At 70.3% G+C, this 15967-nt stretch carries 16 protein-coding genes; 5 read left to right on the top strand and 11 right to left on the bottom strand.

Going from position 1 to position 15967, the window contains the following annotated elements; genetic code table 11:
• Positions 1-192 precede the first annotated feature (192 nt).
• From ABD747_RS03095 to ABD747_RS03085, 3 genes are all read right to left on the bottom strand, one after another.
• The gene (locus ABD747_RS03095; protein WP_344801622.1) at positions 193-582 is read right to left on the bottom strand and encodes a tautomerase family protein; all 390 of its coding nucleotides are present in this window, start codon (positions 580-582) and stop codon (positions 193-195) included.
• Positions 583-939: 357 nt separating this feature from the next.
• On the bottom strand, positions 940-1890 hold the full coding sequence (locus ABD747_RS03090) for a glycosyltransferase family 2 protein (protein WP_425562475.1): 951 nt from the start codon (positions 1888-1890) through the stop codon (positions 940-942).
• A 38-nt stretch (positions 1891-1928) separates the two neighbouring features.
• The gene (locus tag ABD747_RS03085; protein WP_344801620.1) at positions 1929-3476 is read right to left on the bottom strand and encodes an LCP family protein; all 1548 of its coding nucleotides are present in this window, start codon (positions 3474-3476) and stop codon (positions 1929-1931) included.
• Positions 3477-3619: 143 nt separating this feature from the next.
• Here ABD747_RS03085 and ABD747_RS03080 point away from each other — a divergent pair, with 143 nt between their 5' ends.
• On the top strand, positions 3620-4951 hold the full coding sequence (locus ABD747_RS03080) for an LCP family protein (protein ID WP_344801619.1): 1332 nt from the start codon (positions 3620-3622) through the stop codon (positions 4949-4951).
• Positions 4952-5073: 122 nt separating this feature from the next.
• Here the strand turns inward: ABD747_RS03080 and ABD747_RS03075 are convergent, their stop codons facing one another.
• The 5 genes from ABD747_RS03075 to ABD747_RS03055 all read right to left on the bottom strand — a co-directional run bounded on the left by ABD747_RS03075 (position 5074) and on the right by ABD747_RS03055 (position 9792).
• Positions 5074-6216, bottom strand: coding sequence for an acyl-CoA dehydrogenase family protein (locus ABD747_RS03075; protein ID WP_425562474.1), 1143 nt, complete (start codon positions 6214-6216; stop codon positions 5074-5076).
• A gap of 112 nt (positions 6217-6328) precedes the next feature.
• Positions 6329-7432 carry a Gfo/Idh/MocA family protein gene (locus ABD747_RS03070; RefSeq protein WP_344801617.1) on the bottom strand — a complete coding sequence of 368 codons (1104 nt, stop codon included), beginning with the start codon at positions 7430-7432 and terminating at the stop codon, positions 6329-6331.
• Positions 7429-8187, bottom strand: a complete 759-nt coding sequence (locus ABD747_RS03065) for a sugar phosphate isomerase/epimerase family protein (RefSeq protein ID WP_344801616.1) — start codon at positions 8185-8187, stop codon at positions 7429-7431. Before ABD747_RS03065 ends, ABD747_RS03070 begins: the two co-directional genes overlap by 4 nt.
• Before the next feature lie 73 nt (positions 8188-8260).
• Positions 8261-9046: an EI24 domain-containing protein gene (locus tag ABD747_RS03060; RefSeq protein WP_344801615.1), complete on the bottom strand. Its 786-nt coding sequence runs from the start codon at positions 9044-9046 to the stop codon at positions 8261-8263.
• A gap of 59 nt (positions 9047-9105) precedes the next feature.
• The gene (locus tag ABD747_RS03055) at positions 9106-9792 is read right to left on the bottom strand and encodes a winged helix-turn-helix transcriptional regulator (RefSeq protein ID WP_344801614.1); all 687 of its coding nucleotides are present in this window, start codon (positions 9790-9792) and stop codon (positions 9106-9108) included.
• 163 nt (positions 9793-9955) lie between these two features.
• Here ABD747_RS03055 and ABD747_RS03050 point away from each other — a divergent pair, with 163 nt between their 5' ends.
• The 4 genes from ABD747_RS03050 to ABD747_RS03035 all read left to right on the top strand — a co-directional run bounded on the left by ABD747_RS03050 (position 9956) and on the right by ABD747_RS03035 (position 13031).
• A complete protein-coding gene (locus ABD747_RS03050) occupies positions 9956-10816 on the top strand; it encodes a class I SAM-dependent methyltransferase (RefSeq protein ID WP_344801613.1) in 861 nt (286 codons plus the stop codon).
• A gap of 159 nt (positions 10817-10975) precedes the next feature.
• A complete protein-coding gene (locus ABD747_RS03045; protein WP_344801612.1) occupies positions 10976-11482 on the top strand; it encodes an RNA polymerase sigma factor in 507 nt (168 codons plus the stop codon).
• Complete coding sequence (locus ABD747_RS03040) at positions 11475-12242, top strand: hypothetical protein (RefSeq protein ID WP_344801611.1); 768 nt, start codon at positions 11475-11477, stop codon at positions 12240-12242. Before ABD747_RS03045 ends, ABD747_RS03040 begins: the two co-directional genes overlap by 8 nt.
• A 60-nt stretch (positions 12243-12302) precedes the next feature.
• Positions 12303-13031 carry a hypothetical protein gene (locus tag ABD747_RS03035; RefSeq protein ID WP_344801610.1) on the top strand — a complete coding sequence of 243 codons (729 nt, stop codon included), beginning with the start codon at positions 12303-12305 and terminating at the stop codon, positions 13029-13031.
• 27 nt (positions 13032-13058) lie between these two features.
• Here the strand turns inward: ABD747_RS03035 and ABD747_RS03030 are convergent, their stop codons facing one another.
• The 3 genes from ABD747_RS03030 to ABD747_RS03020 all read right to left on the bottom strand — a co-directional run bounded on the left by ABD747_RS03030 (position 13059) and on the right by ABD747_RS03020 (position 15959).
• Positions 13059-14072: a TerC family protein gene (locus tag ABD747_RS03030; RefSeq protein ID WP_344801609.1), complete on the bottom strand. Its 1014-nt coding sequence runs from the start codon at positions 14070-14072 to the stop codon at positions 13059-13061.
• Between the two features lie 209 nt (positions 14073-14281).
• Positions 14282-14815 (bottom strand): 5-(carboxyamino)imidazole ribonucleotide mutase, encoded by a 534-nt coding sequence (gene purE, locus ABD747_RS03025; RefSeq protein WP_344801608.1) that lies wholly within the window; start codon positions 14813-14815, stop codon positions 14282-14284.
• Entirely contained in the window at positions 14808-15959 is a 1152-nt protein-coding gene (locus ABD747_RS03020; protein ID WP_344801607.1) for a 5-(carboxyamino)imidazole ribonucleotide synthase, read from the bottom strand. The genes purE and ABD747_RS03020 overlap by 8 nt, the downstream gene beginning before the upstream one ends.
• Between the last annotated feature and the right edge of the window lie 8 nt (positions 15960-15967).

Below are 15967 nucleotides of genomic sequence, written 5' to 3'. Positions count from 1 at the left end.
TCTCCTTCGAGATTTCCATCGTTTGCACACAGGTCAATCAGGGGCCTGTTCGGGCGGCTCGTCTAGAACCTAGGCCTTCGCCATCGCAGTGTCAATAATTTGTCCAGACAAAACGTCATGCATCGGTGTCCGCGCTTGATCGCGGCTGGGTCGCGACTCGGTCACCGCTGGGCCTTTTGCGGCCGTCCTGGCTCAGAGATCGCCCTCGAGGAACTGCGCTCGGCCGTAGCCGAACGACCAGTCGGCCCTCTCGTTCGCGACCACCGACACGATCAGATCGGTCGGCTTGACCCCGCACTGGGCAGCCAGCCGGTCCGCGAGCAGGGCGTACGCCGCCTTCTTCTGCTCGACGCTGCGACCCTGCTGGAAGATCTGGATCACCACGACCCCGTCGCTGCGCTCGAAGCCGAGCCCGGTGTCCTCGGCGATGATGTGGCCGACCGGATGCTCGGTGATGATCTGGTAGCGATCACGCGGCGGCGCCGCGAAGACCTCGAGCATGACGTCCTGGACGACATCCGCCAGTTGGCGGAGCTCCTCCGGCGTACGTCCGGCCTGGACATCGATTCGGACCAACGGCATCTCTCGACCTCTTCTCGCGGGGATGTCCTCATCCTAGAGTTTGTAAGGACATACTGTCAAATATGGATGGCGAATCATTCGCACCCCCGCCCCCAGCACCGCTCCCCCGCCCCGGAAACTGTGCACATCTCGCAGCGACACGCCGGTAAGCCCTGCAACAACTGCACAGTTTCCGGGGTGGATGTGTCGGACGTCGGACGGCCTGACCGACCCAGGAACCCCGCCGCGGCGGGAAAATCGGGCCAAGACCGGGCCGACCCAGCCCTAAAACCCCGCGGCGGCGGGAAACTGAGGGGCGCGCACCGGCCGCGGCTCGGGGTCAGGGAGCCGACGTTCGGTCAGCGGCCGACGGTCAGATCAGCGGCCGACCAGGAAGCCGGCGCCCCAGGCCAGGTGGGTCGCGGCCAGCACCACGGGCAACCAGCGCCGCGCGGCCGGCGACAGCGCGCCGGGAGCGGTGGCGGTGACGTACGCAACGAAGGCGGCGTAGCCGAGCGGGGCGAGCGCGCCCAGTTGCAGTGGCCGGGAGCCGATCCGGCGGCCGAACCACGCCGCGAGGGTCCCGCCGGAGATAGCGACGACCGCGGCGGGCGGGGCCAGATAGCGCAGGCTCGCGGTGTCGCTGTGCCGGCGGACCACCTCGCGGCGCCACTTGCCGGTGTCGTACATCTGCTTGGCCAGCGCGGGCAGGCTCGACCGCGGCCGGTACGTCACCCGCAGCTCCGGTGAGAACCAGATCAGCCGGCCGGACGTCCGCAGCCGATAGTTCAGCTCCCAGTCCTGGGCCCGGTGCATGCTCTCGTCGAATCCGCCCACGGCGAGCAGCTCGGCCTTGTCGAACACACCGAGAAAGACCGTGTCGGCCGGCCCGGCGGGTACGTCGCCCTGGTGGAACGCGGCGCCGCCCAGGCCGTACGGACTGGTGTAGACGTAGGCCACCGCTTCCTCGAACGGCGTCCGGCCCTGGGCGTCCATCACCCCGCCCACGTTGGCGGCACCGGTCTCGGCCAGCAGTTCCACGGCGCGGACGATGTAGCCGTCCCCGAGCTCGCCGTGCCCGTCGACCCGGACCACGATGTCGTAGCGCGACGCCGCGATCGCCAGGTTGAGCGCGTGTGGCGTCTTGCCGGCCGGGTTGTCGACGACGCGGAGCCGGTTGTCGCCGGCCGCCAGCCCGGCCGCGATCTCGGCGGTCCGGTCCCGGCTCGGTCCGACCGCCATGATCACCTCGAGCGGGCCCGGATAGTCCTGCTCGAGCACCCGGCCCACGGCCGCGGCCAGGTGCGGCTCCTCGTTCAGCACCGGCATCACGACGCTGACCCCCGGCCAGTCGCGATCGGTCCCGGTCACTGCCCCGATGCCGCGCAGACGGCGCCCACGTCCGAGGCGTTGGAGGCGGTCGTCTTCTTCTTGGTCGCCGACGAACTGGCCTTCGCCGACGATGAGGGTGCCCCGGACGCGGTCGGCGCGGCGGCCGAGGTCGAGGCGGCCGGCGCCGGATTGTCAGCGGCCTCGGACTCAGCGATCTTCTTCGCCACCATGGTGTGGACCTTGTCGAAGTTCGGCGCGCCCGGATAGACCGTCGGCGGCACGAACGCGAGGGTGGAGATGGGCTTGGCCTTGGCCTTCATCGCCAGGTCGAGCATCGTGTCGACCCGGCTTGTCGGGATGTCGGTGGCCACGATCTCCTTGCCGGCGGCCGCGATCTGGTTGAAGTTGGTCAGCACCGTGACCGGATCGAGCTGCTGCAGCATCGCGCTCATCACGCACTTCTGCCGCGCCATCCGGTCGTAGTCGGAGGAGTCCGATCGGGACCGCGCGAACCACAACGCCTCGTACCCGTTCAGGTGCCGGTTCTGGCCCTTCTTCACCCAGCCGTAGAGCTTCGCGTGCCCGCCGCCGATCGGGATATCGCGATTCACGTCGAGGGTGATCCCGCCGACCGCGTCCACCAGCGCCTGGAACCCCTTGAGGTCCACCAGCGCCCAGTAGTTGATCTTCAGCCCGGTGGCGCCCTCGATCGCCTCCTTGGTGGCCTGGGCGCCGGGGTTGCGTACGCCCGGATAGAGGTCCTTGTGGCCCATCGCGTAGGTATAGACCGCGTTCAGCATGCAGGAGTGGTCGGGGCAGCTGTAGCCGTTCGGGAACCGCTTGTGCAGCGGCGAGGACTCCGGGAACGGTACGTCCTCGAGGTTCCGCGGGAGGCTGATCAGCACCGTCCGTCCGGTCTCGGCGTCCACGCTCGCGACGGTCATGCTGTCCGGCCGCAGCCCGGTCCGGTCCGCCCCAGCGTCGCCGCCCATCAGCAAGATGTTGTAGCGACCGGCGGTCGCCTGCTTCTCCCCGCCGCCGGCGAACACGGTGCTGACCAGGTCACGCTGGGCCGACACCACTCCGGCGGAGGCGACCAGCGCCCCGACGACGGCGGCCACCAGGGCGAGGCTGATCAGGGCGAACAGTGGTCTGTGGCGGCGGGCCAGCTCCGGCGGCCGGGCGATCCGCCAGGCATCCAGCAGCAGGATGCCCCAGCCGATGCCCAGCACGACCAGCCCGATCTGGATCACCCGGAGAGTGAGTGGATAGGTGAACAGCGCGACCGCGCCGCTGCGCCAAACCAGCGCGAGCAGCCCGGAGAACAGCAGCAGTCCCCACAGCACCGCCCAGGTCCGCAGGGCGAACCGGCCGACCCGCTTGTTGCCGGCGGCGACCTGAGCCGACCCGGGAAGGATCAAGGTCATGCCGAGGAAGGTCAGGGCCCGGCGCAGCTTGACCCGCTCGCTGCGCAGCGTCGGCGTCTTGAAGCCGGACGGGATGTGCTGGCGCTCCTCGCCACCGACCGGATTCTCCGCGGAGCCGGTGTCGGTGCCGGGATCGTCCACGAAGGTCTGAGACACGTGCGCAAGCCTTTCGGTCGGGGAAGGAACCGAGCGTTGGCTCAGTATGTCCGCGACGATCCATCCGGGCGGTCGTGCCACGCCGAGCGCCGGAGCGCTTTTGCCGGCCATGACCCGCCCCCGTGCCAGGTACCCTCGCTGATATGTCCAGCCGCGACGACGACCTCGACTGGCTGTACGGCCGGGAGAAGTCCGCGCCGTCGGCGCCCGAGCCGACCCAGGTGATGCCCGGGGCGTGGGGCCAGCCGGGCGGCGGGTCGGCGCAGCGGCCGGCGGCCGGCTCGCCGCCGCCACCGCGCGTGGCCGGACCGGCCGCTCCTCAGCAGAGCGCCCCGGAGCACAGCGCCCCGTTCGACACCGCGCAGTACCAGTCCGTGCCGGCGTACGGGCAGGGCTCGAGCAACCCGCGGGCCTATCAGGACTGGCGGGCGGCCGGCAACGCGCCGACCCCGCCCGGCCAGCTGCCGCCGGCGCCGACCGCACCGGGTGGCAGGCCGGGCAAGGGACCGCGCAAGCGGCACCCGGTGCGGAACGTGTTCGTCGTGCTGCTGCTGGTCGTGCTGGCCTCGATGACCTGGCTGGTGGCGGTGCCGCTGCACGCCTGGAGCCAGGTCCAGCGGGTCGACGACACACCGAGCGGTCAGCGACCGGCCGCCCAGCCGGGGACGACGTACCTGCTGGTCGGGTCGGACTCCCGCGAGGGTCTGTCCAACGCCGAGAAGAACAAGCTCGGCACCGGCAGCACCGCGGGTCAGCGGACCGACACCATGATGATCATGTACATCCCGCCCAGCGGGCGGCCGGCCCTGATCTCGATTCCGCGCGACTCCTATGTGCCGATCCCGGGCAAGGGCAAGAACAAGATCAATGCGGCGTACGCGTTCGGCGGTCCGAAGCTGCTGGTCAAGACCGTCGAGCAGAACACCGGGCTCCGGGTGGACGCCTACATGGAGATCGGGTTCGGTGGCTTCGTCAACATCATCGACGCGCTCGGCGGGATCCAGATGTGCATCCCCAAGGCGATCAAGGACCAAGACAGTCACCTGAACCTGAAGAAGGGCTGCCAGACGCTCGACGGCACGACGGCCCTGGGCTACGTCCGGATGCGCAAGGCCGACCCGCTCGGCGACCTCGGCCGGGTGCAGCGCCAGCGTCAGATGCTCGCCGCTGTGGCGAAGAAGGCGGCCACGCCGTCGACCGTGCTGAACCCGGTGCGGTACTGGACCCTGACCCATGCGATCTGCGACTCGATCACGGTCGGCCAGGACACCTCGCTGCCGGAGACCGCCTCGATGGCGCTGGCCATGCGCAAGGTCGCCAACGGCCAGGGCCTCACCCTGACCGTGCCGGTGTCGAACACCAACGCCTACACGCCGGCCGGGTCGTCGGTGCTCTGGGACACCACCAAGGCGAAGGAGATGTTCGCCCAGCTAGCCAAGGGCGACACCTCAAATCTGGACAAGTACGCCAAATAGCCCGGTCATAGGTTCTCCCGCCGGGTAATTCTCGACCCCAGATTCCCCTCACTCCGCCCGACCGAGCGTGACAGGTCGTCTCGAGCTGGTTCTCGGGTCGAGAATTACTCAGAAGGGCGTCGTCATCCTCGGGTGAGCAGCTGCCGAGCCATCACGATCCGCTGAACCTGATTGGTGCCCTCGTAGATCTGCGTGATCTTCGCGTCCCGCATCATCCGCTCGACCGGGTAGTCCTTGGTGTAGCCGTAGCCGCCGAGCAGCTGGACCGCGTCGGTGGTGATCTCCATCGCCACGTCGGAGGCGAAACACTTCGCCGCGGCCCCGAAGTAGGTCAGGTCCGCGTCGCCCCGCTCCGACTTGGCCGCCGCGGCATAGGTGAGCTGGCGGGCGGCCTCGAGCTTCATCCCCATGTCGGCGAGCATGAACTGCAGTCCCTGGAACTCCGCGATCGCCTTGCCGAACTGCTTGCGCTCCTTGACATAGCCGGTGGCGTAGTCGAGCGCCCCCTGAGCGATGCCCAGCGCCTGCGCCGCGATGGTCACCCGGGTGTGGTCGAGCGTCTTCATCGCGGTGGCGAAGCCGGTGCCCGGCTCGCCGATCATCCGGTCCGTGGGAATCCGCACGTTGTCGAGATATACCTCGCAGGTCGGCGAGCCCTTGATGCCGAGCTTCTTCTCCGGTGCCCCGAACGAGACGCCGGGATCGTTCTTCTCGACCACGAACGCGCTGATCCCCCGGCTGCGAGCATCGGGGTCGGTCACGGCGAACACCGTGTAGTAGTCGGACACCCCGGCGTTGGTGATCCAGCGCTTGACGCCGTTCAGGACGTACTCGTCCCCGTCGCGCACCGCTCGGGTCTTCATGCTGACCGCGTCGGAGCCGGCCTCCGGTTCGGACAGGCAGTACGACGCCATCGCGTCGCCCCTGGCGATCGGCGGCAGGTAGCGCTGCTTCAGCTCCTCCGACGCCGAGATCAGCCAGGGCAGCGAGGCGAGCTTGTTCACCGCCGGGATGAGCGAGGAGGACGCGCAGGCGCGAGCCACCTCCTCGATCACGATCACGGTGGCCAGCGCGTCGGCGCCGACCCCGTCGTAGGCCTCCGGGATGTGCGGGGCGTGGAAGTCGGCGGCCCGCAGCGCCTCGTAGGACGCCTTCGGGAACTCCGCCAGCTCGTCGGTCTCCGCCGCCCGCGGCGCCACCTTCGCGTCGCACACCTCCCGCACCGCGGCCCGGAACGCCTCGTGCTCCTCCGTTGGTGCGTACATCTCGCTGAAGTCGCTCACGCTCCGAATCCTACTGGCGAGTAACAACAACCGCGCCCCCTGAGCCTGTCGAAGGGCAGATCAAAGCTTCGACAGGCTCAGCGCACATCAACCCTCAGACGGTTGCGGCCTTGGGGTCCCAGTCGGCGGGGAGCGGGGCGGGGACCTCGACGGTGCTCTGCACGTCGACGTACGCCCCCGAGGTGATCGCCTCGTCGATCGAGATCATCGCGTCCAGCACGTGGTAGGCGAGGGCGCCCTGGGCCCGGTGCGGCCGGCCCTCGCGGATGGCCCGGGCCATGTCGAGGGCACCGGTGCCGCGCGAGGAGAGCTGCGTCGTCGTCGAGACGACCTTGGGCTCCTCGTCGTCGCGGCGCTGCACCGCGATCTCCCCGTCGAACATGTTCGGGTCGGGCAGCACCATCGTCGCCTCGGTGCCGGTGACCTCCAGCAGCGTACGGCGGCGGGGCGAGTCGAACGAGAAGATCATCGTCGCCGACTGGCCGGACTCGAACCGCGCCGAGGCGCTGACGTGACTCGGCACGGTGACGGCGAACTCCTCGCCGGCCTTCGGACCGGAGCCGATCACCCGGGTCTCCCGCGACTTCGAGCCCACGGCGGCGACCGAGGCGATCGGGCCGAGGGTCTGCACCAGCGCGGTCAGGTAGTACGGGCCGATGTCGAACAGCGGACCCGCGCCCTCCTGGAAGAGGAAGGCCGGATTCGGGTGCCACGACTCCGGGCCCGGCGACTGCATCAGCACCAGCGCGGTCAGCGGCGTCCCGATCTCACCCTCCTCGATCAACCGTCGGGCATGCTGCAGCCCGCTGCCGAGGAAGGTGTCCGGCGCGCAACCGACCCGGAGCCCGGCGGCCTCGGCGCCGTCCAGCAGCGCCCGGGCGCTGACCCGGTCCAGCGCCAGCGGCTTCTCGTTCCAGACGTGCTTGCCGGCGTCGATCGCCGAGAGCGCCACCTCGGCATGCGCCGCCGGGATGGTCAGGTTGATGACGAGCTCGACCTCGGGATTGTCCAGCACCACCTCCGGGCCGCCGGAGACCGCGATCCCGTGCTTCTCCGCCTTCGCCTTCGCCGCATCGGCGAACAGGTCGCCGACGGCGACGACGTTGGTGTCGGCGAAGCTGTTCAAGTTCTCCAGGTAGGTGTCGGAGATGACACCGGCCCCGATGAAGCCGATGCCGACCGGTCCGCTCTTGCTCATCGGGCGTCTCCCTTCAGCAGGTAGGCACGGCTCGCCTCGATCGCCTGGACCCGGTCGCCCTCGCTGTCGTCGAGCTCGACCACGGCGAGCGCTGTCGGCGCGGCGGCGATGTAGTCCCAGACCGGGACGATCCCGGAGCCGACAGCGACCTGCTTCTTGTTGTCCCGGGTGCCGTCGCCGTCCTTGATGTGCAACGCGACCACCCGGTCGCCGAGCCGGTTCAGCAGGGCCGGCACGTCGGCGCCGCCGACGTAGGCCCAGTACGTGTCGACCTCGAGGACGACCTCGGGGGCCAGATTCGCGGCGAGCACGTCCAGCCCGGTGAGACCGTCGAAGTCGGTTTCCACCTCGAACCAGTGGTTGTGGTAGCCGACCCTCAGACCGCGCGCGGCCGCCTTCTCCGCGGCGGCGTTCAGCTTCTCGGCCGTCGCCGCGATGCCGTCGGTGGTTGCCCACTGCTCGGGGTCGACGAACGGGTCGATCACGGTGCCGATGCCGAGCTCGGCGGCGAGGTCGAGGATGGCGTCGGCGTCGCCGCGGAGCAGTCCGACGTGCGCGGTCGGGGCGGCCAGCCCGTGCTTGGGCAGTCCCTCCCGGAGCTGGTCGGCGAAGGTGTCGAAGCCGAACGGCTCGACGGTCTCGAAGCCGAACCCGGCGATGGTCGCCAGGGTGGCGTCGAAGTCCTCGGCGAGGGCCTCGCGGACGGTGTAGAGCTGGACGGACAGCTCGGGGACGGACAGGTCGGACGCAGGCATGCGGCTCCTCTGACGAATGGCTGGATCGGGTCGTACGGACAGCTGAAGCGGTTAAGCGACCCGGGTGCCTACTCTACGAGACGCGTGGGGTGTCCTGTCCAGCCGGTACGTCCGCGAGCAGTTCACGGGCCAGCAGGGTCGCGCCGGCGGCGGCCGCCGGGAACACCAGGATCGCCAGGAACGGGACGGCGAGCAGTGCGAAGGTCGGCGCCGCGAATCCCCAGACGTGCAGCCGCCGGGTGCGCATCGCGGCCCGGCGCTCGGCGATGGTGAGCCGTCCGCGCCGCTCGAACGGGCCGCCGAGCAGCTCGATGGCCAGCAGCCAGCCGCCGAACATGGCGGCGACGACCGGCACCACGCTCTGCCCGACCACCGGGATGAACCCGGCCAGGAACAGCGGGATCGCGCCGAGCGCACTCACCGCGATCAGGGCGAGCGACTGCCTGATCGCGCGGCCGATGCTGCGCACCAGTGGTTCCTCGTGGGCCGGCTGCTCACCGCCCAGCTCGCTGTCGACGTACTCCCCGATCTTGTCGTAGATCGGCCCGCCGATCGCCAGCGTCAGCGCCGTGAACGTGACCACCATCAGCAGCACGGTGACCCCGACCAGCGCGACGCCGACCGCGATCTGGATCGCGCTCTCGGCGCCCTCGGACCAGTCCCGGGCGAACGGCGTCAGCCAGCGCGTCAGCGGTCTCAGCTCGCCGCCGAGCACGACGATGACGATCAGGAACAGCACCGAGGTGATCGCCGGCGGGATGGCGCCGAGAGCGAAGTTGCGCGGCCGGCGCACGATCAGGCCGAGCCCGCGAACCAGCAGGCCCAGACCGCTGACCGCTTCCGAGACCGGGTTCGCCATCCGTCGAGGGTAGCCAGCCCGCCGCAGACCCGAGGGAGCGAGCCGGGAGAGAGCCCCGGCTAGGCGGCGCGCTCCGGACGAGGTACGGCGGCGAACCGGGAGGGTGCGAACCAGCGCGGGACCGCGCGCCGGTAGTCAGCGGCACCGGTCAGCCTGACCGCACCGGTGCGCAGGGCCCGGTCCCAGGCCAGGTCGCCGCGCCAGATCTCGACCATGGTGCGCAGCGGACTGGTGATCTCGACCGCGACCGTGTGGCCGGGATCGAAGTCGCAGACGTCGACCTCCTCGGCGGTGAGCACCAACCACCAACGCCGCGCCTTGGCCGGCGCGTCCGGGAAGTCGAAGACGACGACGGTTCGTTCGGCCGGGAGCAGCGCGGGGTCGATGATCCGGTGGAAGTCCCACATCAGCAGCTTCGGATCGAGGTCGGCGTCGCCCAGCTCGCCGGCCCAGCGCACGCCCCACGCGCCCAGCCCCTCCAGCACCGGCCGGAGCTCTTCGGCGGCCTGGCTGGGGACGTAGCTGACCGACCCGCCGGCCTCCTCCCGCCGCACCAACCCGGCCCGGACCAGTTGCTGCAACCGCTTCGACAGCAGCGACGGGGACATCGTCGGCAGGCCGTGCCGCAGCTCGGTGAACCGCCGGCTGCCGTACAGCAGCTCGCGCATGATCAGCATCGTCCAGCGTTCGTCGAGCAGCTCCATCGCCTTGGCGACCGGGCAGAACTGGTGATAGGGGGCACCCATGACCGCCACGCTAGGAGGCGGTCCCGGCAGCGACCACCAACAGCGCCAGGACAGTACAGATCCTGTACCGGCGAGGTACAGATCTCGTACTGGAGCCGGCCGGGCCGCGGTTCCTACCGTCGTGATGTCAGCCAAACCGACTTCCCGAGGGGGACATGCTCACATGACATCCATCATCGAGACCGGCCCGCAGCACGCGGCCGCGGCGGATCGCGGCGAGGAGGACCGGGCCCTCAAGACACGCCAACGCGGCATGTGGGCGCTCGGCGACTACTCGGCCGTGGCGACCGAGATCATCGCCGGCTTCGGCCCGATCCTGGTCCAGGCGGCCGGCATCGCGTCCGGCCAGCTCGTGCTCGACGTCGCCGCCGGCTCCGGCAACATCGCCCTCCCGGCCGCCCGGACCGGTGCCCGCGTGACGGCATCCGACCTCACCCCGGAACTGCTGGAGGTCGGCCGGGCCCGTGCGGAGGCCGACGGGATCAGCCTCGCCTGGGAGACCGGCGACGCCGAGGCGCTGCCCTATGCCGACGCCCAGTTCGACGTCGTCACCTCCTGCGTCGGGGCGATGTTCGCGCCGCACCACCAGCCCACGGCCGAAGAGCTGGTCCGGGTCTGCAAACCCGGTGGCACGATCGCCCTGATCGCCTGGACGCCGGCTGGGTTCATCGGGCAGATGTTCGCCACCATGAAGCCGTACGCTCCCCCGCCGCCGCCCGGTGCGCAGCCGCCGCCGCTGTGGGGCGACGAGGCGCACGTACGGAGTCTGCTCGGCGACCGGGTCGAGATCCTCCGGACCGAGACCGCGGGTCTGCCGGTGAGTCACTACCGCTCCGGCGCGGAGTTCCGGGACTACTTCAAGGCGAACTACGGACCGACGATCGCGGCCTACCGTGGGATCGCCGGCGACCCGGACAAGGTGGCCGCACTGGACGAGGCGCTCGCCGAGCTGGGCGACCGCTTCGGTGCGGGGACCGGGTCGATGGAGTGGGAGTACCTGCTGCTGGTGGCTCGCCGGCGCTGAACCGCTGGGGGCTGTTCGGACGTCCTCCCCGAACCGGCGCGTGGTCGGCGGTGTACTAGCGGTTGAGACGGATGGGGTGAGGACTCGAGCGAACCACGGCAATCCTCGAACCGGATCGGCGAGGACGAGGAAATCGGCCAGACGCCGGACACGAGCCTGGTGGCCGCGACGTTGGGTGGAGACCCGACGGCGTACGGCCACCTGGTTCGTCGGCATGCCGCGCTGGCCAAGAGGATGGCGGTGCTCTGGGGCGCCGCGAGCGAGGCGGACGACGTGGTCCAGGACGCGTTCGTCCAGGCGTACGCGGCGCTGCCGCGGTTCCGGGCCGGGGCCGAGTTCCGGCCGTGGCTGCTGACCATCGTGCGCAACCTCACCCGCAACGCCCAGCGGGCCCGCGGCCGCCGGTCGGCCCGGGAGGCGTTCGTCGCGATCGACGACGTGGTCGCCGACATCGAGGACTCCGCCCTCGACACCGTCCGCCGGGACCGGCTGCTGAGCGGCGTCCGTCGGCTGCCGGAGGACCTGCGGGAGGTGGTCGCCTGCCGGTATCTGCTCGAACTGTCCGAGGCGGAGACGGCGACGACGCTCGGCATCCCGGCGGGCACCGTGAAGTCGCGCCTGCATCGCGCACTGGCCCGGCTACGGGAGGAGGTCGGCGATGAGTGAGCTCGACCGGCTGGAGTCCGAGCTGATCCGCGCGGGGCGGAGTCTGGCGATCGCCCCGCCGCCCGACGACCTGGCCGAACGGGTCCTGACCAGGATCGCCGACCGGCCGGTTCCCGCCGGCACCCGCAGCGCCGGCGGACCCGGCTGGTGGCGCTGGCTCCGCGCTCGCCGTCGCAGGCTGGCCGCCGCGATCGTCGCTGCCGTGATCATCGCCTTGACGCTCACGCCGCCGGTGCGGGCCGCCGTGGTCGAGTGGCTCCGGATCGGCGGGGTCGTGGTCAGGACCGTGCCACCGCCGGAGGTGTCCCCGACGCCGTCGCCTCCGCCCGTGGGCCAGCCGGTGACCGTGGAGCGGGCACGCTCGAGCGTCGACTTCCCGTTCGGTGTGCCGACCCGGCTGGGCGAGCCCGACCGCGTCACCGTCAGCGGCGACCGCCGGGTGGTGGGGATGGACTGGAGCGTCGACGGCAGACCGGTGCACCTCGATCAGTTCGACGGCACGATGTCGTGGGCCTTCGTCAAGCAGAACTGGACGAAGGTCACACCGACCGACGTCGACGGCCGGGATGCCGTCTGGATCGCCGACCCGCACGAGATCGTCTACGTGGACCGGGACGGGATCGAGCGGCCCGAGACCGCGCGTATCGCGGGCCCGGCGCTGGTCTGGGAAACGACGATCGTCGGCCGGTCGATCACGGTCCGGCTCGAGGGGGTCGCCGAGCTCTCGACGGCCCGCGTGATCGGCGAATCCTTGTCCTGAACCCGGCGGTGGTCGGCGGTGTATCCGAGGTGAACCAGTTCCCCTCCGTGAGGAGCACCGATGGTCGAGACGAGCCGAACCCGCGGGGGCCGCACGGCCTCGGCACTCATCCTGGGACTGCTGCTGGCACTCGGGGGCGGCCTTCTCGGCGCCGGTCCGGCCTGGGCGGGCGGCCCGACGAGCGTGCTGGTGGTGGATCCGGCCGCGGGTCGAGCCGCCGCCCTGTATGTCGACGACGCCCGCTACCAGGCGCTCGCCGACGCGGTCGGTGCCTACGCGGCGCCGGACGACTCGGATGCCGGCGCCGAGCCGTCCTCGAGCACCAGCCCGGCGAGCGTCTCCGACTGCTTCGAGTGCGAGGTCCGGATCACCTGGCTGATCCACGACATGAGCGTGTGGCGGGTCGATCGGGTGCATCTGACGGCCGGTGACGGGATCTGGCTACAGACGGTCGCCGACGCTTCCGGCGGCGACGTGTTCGACCGCCCGGCGATCTGGCAGCGCCCGCACGACGCGGCCCGGCTGCGGGCCATCCTCACCGCCATGGGTGTCGTCGCCGGCGCGTCGGCGGGGCCCGAAGGCGGGTCCGCCGACCCGTCGGCGGACCCGAGCCAGACCGCCGAGAGCGGGGTGGCCGGCAGCGGCGGCTCCTCTGCCGGCCCGCCCGTGGTGGGAGTCGCGGCCGGAGCAGGCGTGCTCGGACTCGCGCTGGGCCTCGGGGCGGCACTCCTCCTCCGCCGCCGCGGGCCGCGGCGCCCGCGCGCCGACCGGATCGAGCTGATCGGCTGACCGCCGCCACGAGTGGGCGGACCGCCGTCAGGAGGGAGTGGTCCGCTGCGGGTCGCGGGTCTTGTGGGCGCGCAGGGAGCCGGCGTGGGCCTTCGCGGTCGGGTCGTCCCGGGTCTTCAGCAGACTGGCCACGGTGACCACGGCCAGGATGGCGACGATCACGCCGAGGCTGACCATGGTGGGGATCTCCGGCACCGCCGGGTTGATGTCCACGTGGGCCCAGTGCAAGATCAACTTCACGCCGATGAAGGCGAGGATGATCGACAAGCCGGTGGACAGGTAGACCAGCCGATCGAGCAGGCCCTGCACCAGGAAGAACAGGGCGCGCAGGCCCAGCAGGGCGAACGCGTTGGCGACGAAGACGATATACGGCTCCTTGGTCACCCCGAACACGGCCGGGATGGAGTCGAGCGCGAACAGCAGGTCGATGCTGCCGATCGCGATCAGCACGAGGAACAGCGGCGTCACCATCCGGCGGCCGTCGATGCGGGCCACCAGCTTGCCGCCGACGTACTCGTCGGTGATCGGCAGCACCCGGCGGGCCACCTTCACCACGACGTTGTCCTCGACATCGGGGTCCTCGTCTCGGTGCCGAAACAGCTGGATCGCGGTGAAGATCAGCAGCAGGCCGAACAGCAGGAAGACGACGGAGAACAGCGACAGCAACGCGGCCCCGACGGCGATGAAGGCGGCCCGCATGATCAACGCCAGCACGATGCCGAAGGTCAGCACCTTGTGCTGGTGCTCCTCCGGCACGGCGAAGGTCGCCATGATGATCACGAAGACGAACAGGTTGTCGACCGACAGGCTCTTCTCCACCAGATAACCGGCGAAGTACTGGACCCCGAAATCACCCCCGTACGCCAGGCCGAACCAGACGCCGAAGGCGATCGCCACCGCGATGTAGAAGACCGACCACAGCGCGGCTTCGCGGAAGGTGACCTTGTGCGGGCGGAGTGCCGCCGACACCAGGTCGACGGCGAGCAGCAGGACGATCAGGCCGATGGTCACGGCCCAGACGAGTGGGGTCAGTTCGAGCATTCGGGCGTTCCTCCGCGTCGACGTACGAATCGCGGAGGTCTCTGCCGATCCGATGACGGACCCAGCGCGCCGGGATCCGACGCTGGATCCGTAATGACGACGGGCTGCGCGTGCCTGTCACGGCACCGGCGTACTCCCCTCCTTCGGGCACATCGAGTGAAGCAGAGTCGACCCACCAAAAGCAAACGCGAGTTCGATTGTTCGACGGGCTAAATGGTCGACAGCGGGTTGGCAGCGGAGCGAACCGCCTCGCCCTTGGCCAGCGCGGACTGGCGCAGTTGATCTTGGAATCCGAGCATCTTCTGCTGCAGCCTCGGGTCGGCAACGGCAAGGATCCGGGCCGCCAGCAGCCCGGCGTTGCGAGCGTTGCCGATGCTCACTGTCGCCACCGGCACGCCGGCCGGCATCTGCACGATGGACAGCAGCGAGTCCATCCCGTCGAGGTACTTCAGCGCGACCGGGACGCCGATCACCGGCAGCGGGGTTAGTGAGGCGAGCATCCCGGGCAGGTGGGCCGCTCCCCCGGCCCCGGCGATGATCACCCGCAGCCCGCGGGTGTTCGCCTCGCGGCCGTAGCGCACCATCTCCTCGGGCATCCGGTGCGCCGAGACCACATCGGCCTCGTACGCGATGTCGAACTCGTTCAGGGCCTGGGCTGCGGCGCTCATCGTGGGCCAGTCGGAGTCCGACCCCATCACGATGCCGACCAGCGGTCCGGTGGTCTCGGCGGCAACGTCACTCATCTGGGTTCCCCATCAGGTAGTTCGCGGCATGGCGGGCCCGTCTGCGGACGTCGCGGAGATCGTTGCCGTACGTCGTCACGTGCCCGACCTTGCGCCCGGGCTTCACCTCTTTGCCGTAGAGCTCGACCCGGAGCTTCGGGTCGCGGGCGAAGCAATGCAGCAGCGCGGACGGCAGGTCCTCGACGCTGCCGCCGAGGACGTTGGTCATCACGGTCACCGGAGCCCGGGTGGTCGGATCGCCGAGCGGCAGGTCCAGCACCGCCCGCAGGTGGTTGCCGAACTGCGAGGTGTGCGCGCCGTCGATGCTCCAGTGCCCCGTGTTGTGCGGCCGCATCGCCAGCTCGTTGATCACGATCTGGCCGTCTGCGCGTTGCATCAGCTCCACCGCCAGCACCCCGACCACGCCCAGCTCGTGCGCGATCCGCAGCCCCAGCTGCTCGATCGCGATCCGCTGGGCATCGCTCAGGTCCGGCGCCGGCGTGATCGTCTCCACGCAGATCCCGCCCTGCTGCAAGGTCTCCGAGACCGGATAGGCCACCGCCTGGCCCGACGGCGAGCGCACCACCAGCACGCTCAGCTCGCGGGCGAAGTCGATGAACTCCTCCGCGACGATCCGCACACCGGGCCTCAGGCCGTCGAACGGGACCGCCGCCTCGGCCGCGGAGTCGATCTTGAACACGCCCTTGCCGTCGTAACCGCCGCGGGAGGTCTTGGCGATCACCGGCCAGCCGACGTCGTCGCCGAACGCGGTCAGCTCGGCGGCGTCGGCGACCACCCGGAAGACCGGGCAGGGGGCGCCCAGCGCGGTCATCCGCTCGCGCATCACGACCTTGTCCTGCGCATGCACCAGCGCCTCCGGGCCGGGCCGGACGGCGACGCCGTTGGCCTCCAGCTCGTGCAGCAGGTCGGTCGGCACGTGCTCGTGGTCGAAGGTGATCACGTCGCAGCCGGTCGCGAACCGCCGTACGGTCTCGGGGTCGGTGTAGTCACCCACCGTGACGTCGTGGACGACCGTCGCCGCGGACACGTCCGGACCCTCGGCCAGCAACCGGACGTCGATGCCGAGCGGGATCGACGCCTCGTACATCATCCGGGCGAGCTGTCCCCCACCGATGATGCCGACGGTGAACCTGCGGGTCGTCACGTGCGGGA

Origin of the sequence: Microlunatus ginsengisoli, from assembly GCF_039537205.1 — a bacterium.
GTDB classification, from domain to species: Bacteria; Actinomycetota; Actinomycetes; order Propionibacteriales; family Propionibacteriaceae; genus Microlunatus; species Microlunatus ginsengisoli.
Note: the sequence above shows the minus strand (reverse complement) of the source record. Positions and strands in the feature narration are given on the sequence as shown.

Coding starts and splice junctions, on each gene's coding strand:
- ABD747_RS03095 (WP_344801622.1), bottom strand. CDS start 582: ATGCCGTTGGTCCGAATCGATGTCCAGGCCGGACGTACGCCGGAGGAG.
- ABD747_RS03090 (WP_425562475.1), bottom strand. CDS start 1,890: ATGCCGGTGCTGAACGAGGAGCCGCACCTGGCCGCGGCCGTGGGCCGG.
- ABD747_RS03080 (WP_344801619.1), top strand. CDS start 3,620: ATGTCCAGCCGCGACGACGACCTCGACTGGCTGTACGGCCGGGAGAAG.
- ABD747_RS03075 (WP_425562474.1), bottom strand. CDS start 6,216: ATGTACGCACCAACGGAGGAGCACGAGGCGTTCCGGGCCGCGGTGCGG.
- ABD747_RS03070 (WP_344801617.1), bottom strand. CDS start 7,432: ATGAGCAAGAGCGGACCGGTCGGCATCGGCTTCATCGGGGCCGGTGTC.
- ABD747_RS03065 (WP_344801616.1), bottom strand. CDS start 8,187: ATGCCTGCGTCCGACCTGTCCGTCCCCGAGCTGTCCGTCCAGCTCTAC.
- ABD747_RS03060 (WP_344801615.1), bottom strand. CDS start 9,046: ATGGCGAACCCGGTCTCGGAAGCGGTCAGCGGTCTGGGCCTGCTGGTT.
- ABD747_RS03055 (WP_344801614.1), bottom strand. CDS start 9,792: ATGGGTGCCCCCTATCACCAGTTCTGCCCGGTCGCCAAGGCGATGGAG.
- ABD747_RS03050 (WP_344801613.1), top strand. CDS start 9,956: ATGACATCCATCATCGAGACCGGCCCGCAGCACGCGGCCGCGGCGGAT.
- ABD747_RS03040 (WP_344801611.1), top strand. CDS start 11,475: ATGAGTGAGCTCGACCGGCTGGAGTCCGAGCTGATCCGCGCGGGGCGG.
- ABD747_RS03035 (WP_344801610.1), top strand. CDS start 12,303: ATGGTCGAGACGAGCCGAACCCGCGGGGGCCGCACGGCCTCGGCACTC.
- ABD747_RS03030 (WP_344801609.1), bottom strand. CDS start 14,072: ATGCTCGAACTGACCCCACTCGTCTGGGCCGTGACCATCGGCCTGATC.
- purE (WP_344801608.1), bottom strand. CDS start 14,815: ATGAGTGACGTTGCCGCCGAGACCACCGGACCGCTGGTCGGCATCGTG.